Below are 3,240 nucleotides of genomic sequence, written 5' to 3' on the forward strand. Positions count from 1 at the left end.
TACGGGGATTGAACCCTATTTCCGATTGATACGTTTCTCTCAGAAAGATAAAGACCATCTTTATGAGAGTGTATTATCGGAGCTTGCTTTGAATCCTTTTGAAGTGGCGATAGTAGATGATAGGGTCATTAGAGGAATAAGATGGGGGAATAAGCGAGGAGCAACCACCGTATGGTTGAAAAAAGGGAAATTTTCACACGAGGAGCCGAGCGAAGATACAGGCATACCTACATATACCATACAGAATATAGAAGAACTTTGCACAATATCCTTTTCAAAGCAGTTGTTGAAAGAAGTGGAGGAACCTATGAGTGACAGACCGCTGATTTCTATACAGCCACGAACCAGTATGGGTGCCAAACATGAAGCGATTTTCTTTAACAACCATCATCATTCATTTCAGAGCATACAAGGTTTGGATATTGAAAAAGCCGCCGAAGGTATTACTTCGCCAATATCCGTTATTCTACAGATCACTCGAAAATGCAATTTTGATTGTTCCTTTTGCAGCGAAATTTTTCAAATGCCTGATCCGAGCCTTGATGAACTCGCTTTGATGAAGAAGAATCTCCAAGGGGTTCAACGTGTCTTCTTGTCTGGTGGTGAGCCGTTGTTGCGTAAAGATCTCATAGAGATTGCAGAAATGTATTCAAGCGATTTTATTGTAGGACTGCCCACGAATGCAACAGCCGGAAAAGCTTTAGCGCAAAAGTTAGTTGGTAAGATTGCCTTTGTCAATATTGGGCTTGAAGGTCCCAGAGCAATTACCAACAAAGAACGTGGCGACTATAATATGATTATAAAAGGTGTCAGAGCATTTTATGAGGCTGGATTGCCTTTATCATTCTCTGGGGTAATGTACCGCTCAACTCTAGACGGGTTGCCATTCCTCTATCAAATTGCTGATATATATGAGGCTGGCAAGATTAAGCTCATCATGCCCATCAAAAAGGGTAATGGACTCTTTTTGAAAGAACAGGAATTCCTTGAGCAAGAGGAATATGAAAACCTTTTTCATAGCCTTACCGATATGCGTCAACAGTTTGGATGGACACCTTCTGTCAGAATGACCACCTGGACACCACAGAACGAAGGTTATTCGATCTTGACCTATCCCAACGGAGAAACATACGCATGGCCCGTTTATGATGCTGAGGATAAAGTAATGTTTCTTGGAAATCTCAAAGAAGAAACCATTCAAGAGATTTGGAAGAAATACCCATTCAAGAAAAACCACCTGACTAAATATCTTGGGAAAAGCATTATGGTCGCTGAATAAAACAAACCGTACAATGAACGCGATCAATAAACCGACATTGGGACATAAAACATGTCCCAATGTCGGTTTACCATTGGAGCGATGCTCCTAAAAAGGTAGAGAGAGAATGAGATATTTTGCAAAGGAACTAAGTAATCATGTTCCTTCCATTATTGGATTTGATGTAGAGTGGACGAAAAATTTCAAAATCAAAAACGCGAATAAGGCTTTTTGTTATTCGGTAGTTTGGATTTCTGATCTAGAAACGTGTGATGTTAACAATCTAGAAGAAACACTGCAATTAGGCTTCATGATGAATTATGTTGAATCTGACGCAAAAGATGAATGTCAACAAATGTGTGATGAAGCCAATAAACATGTTGGCTCATTCCTCCATCCACGTAATACAATAGTGGGTCATCAGTTTACCAGTGATATAAGTGTCTTGCTTGCCTGTAGTGAGCACAAGCTTGGCTCCATTGAAACGCTGAAAACAGCATGGAGAACTAGGAATCAAGAGGATTTAAAGATGGTCAATGTTTTTGATACACGTTACGATCTCCCTGATTCCAAAGAAGTAGAGAGTAACAAAGTAGTTAATGTGTGTCCGGTGTGGCAACTGAATGTTATGCAACCTGAGATTTCTGGATCAATGACCAAAATGTAAAGAGATTTCTATATGCGAAGAAAACAGCATCAGCTTATCATGGAAAAAATTGCGGTTCTCAATATCCGACACAGTTTATCCTCAGTCTTGCTCTATCTTTTTAGTGTGCATGGCAAGCCAAATGATTCAGTAAATATTAATACCATTTTATATCGTAACCTCAGAGATACCTTTGACTATGTCAGTTCACCAGCGTTCGCTACGCTACTCACTCCCTCACCTGTATCTTGAGGCTCACGAAAGAAAGTTTATAGAACATCAAAAGCCGAAGAAACCAGATGCCTTGTGCTCTGACAGATGTTTCTTCGGCGTTTTTGCTGTTCACTAATCGTCGAGGAAAAATGGCGTAATTTCCCAGCATACCACAACTGCGATCAGCAAGGTTGCGTAAGAATCAAAATATGTGTCAAACCACGAGATTCAATCAACCCCCTATGTGTAAATTCGGCCTCAGTAAAGGAGTTTTGCCATCATATACTCATCGATATAGTCACCATCGATCAACATGGTGCGTCTCATCGTGCCCTCGATTTCAAAACCACGCTTCTGATAGAGAGTGACTGCGGCTTGATTGTGTGTCATGACAGTCAACTCTAAGCGAAGAATGCCTTGCTGGCGGGCCCAGTCTTCCATTGTCATGAAGAGCTGGGTTCCGATACCTTGTCCTGTAAAGGCTTGCAAAATGCCAATTACGAGACCAAGGCGATGGCTATTGCGCTGGCGTACCCCTCGCTCTCCTATCAGAAACCCGACCAGTTGCTCATCGTGTTCGGCCACGAGAATAAGAAGATGGTCTTGTGGGGAATGGCGAAGAAACTGTTCTAGTTGTTGCTTTGCAAGCATCGCGTTTTCATCAGGCTCACGCAGCATGAAGGATGTTTCTTCATTGACCTGTTTCCTTAGGTGAAGAAACGCCTCGGTATCACGTTCACAGAGCATACGGATTTTCATAGAAATTCTCCTTTATTCATGTTTTTCTTTGCAACATCTGTGCAACATCTTTTTCTGGACGAGTACTCACAGTCTCCTGTTCCCTTCAGCGTGTGACGTTACCCACTGTACATGACTTTCGAGAGAAACGCGGAGAAATTATCATAGAGTGTCCTCTCATCTTGGCTTTACTCACTGCGTCGCACAGGGGGCATTACACCTCTTGAATCGCTGATTGCAGCCAGCCTACCCATTCAATGAATATAGTGCCCCGCTTTGTCAAGACAATAAAATCGAGGTCTGTAAGAGAAACTCACTTTCTTTCTGAACACGAATTGGAATGACGATAAAATGCAGTAAGAACACGGTAATAAATCTGTTCTAC

Annotated in this window: 3 protein-coding genes; 2 read left to right on the forward strand and 1 reads right to left on the reverse strand. The window is 41.7% G+C overall.

What is annotated here, in order from left to right; all coding sequences use genetic code 11:
• Both F1593_RS27590 and F1593_RS27595 read left to right on the forward strand, forming a co-directional pair.
• The coding region (locus F1593_RS27590; RefSeq protein ID WP_149404764.1) for a radical SAM protein at positions 1-1,279 on the forward strand (1,279 nt) is incomplete at its 5' end.
• 106 nt (positions 1,280-1,385) lie between these two features.
• Complete coding sequence (locus F1593_RS27595; protein ID WP_149404765.1) at positions 1,386-1,925, forward strand: hypothetical protein; 540 nt, start codon at positions 1,386-1,388, stop codon at positions 1,923-1,925.
• Between the two features lie 450 nt (positions 1,926-2,375).
• Here the strand turns inward: F1593_RS27595 and F1593_RS27600 are convergent, their stop codons facing one another.
• Positions 2,376-2,876 carry a GNAT family N-acetyltransferase gene (locus tag F1593_RS27600; RefSeq protein ID WP_216369017.1) on the reverse strand — a complete coding sequence of 167 codons (501 nt, stop codon included), beginning with the start codon at positions 2,874-2,876 and terminating at the stop codon, positions 2,376-2,378.
• Positions 2,877-3,240: the final 364 nt, after the last annotated feature.

Source organism: Dictyobacter arantiisoli (assembly GCF_008326305.1).
GTDB classification, from domain to species: domain Bacteria; phylum Chloroflexota; class Ktedonobacteria; order Ktedonobacterales; family Ktedonobacteraceae; genus Dictyobacter; species Dictyobacter arantiisoli.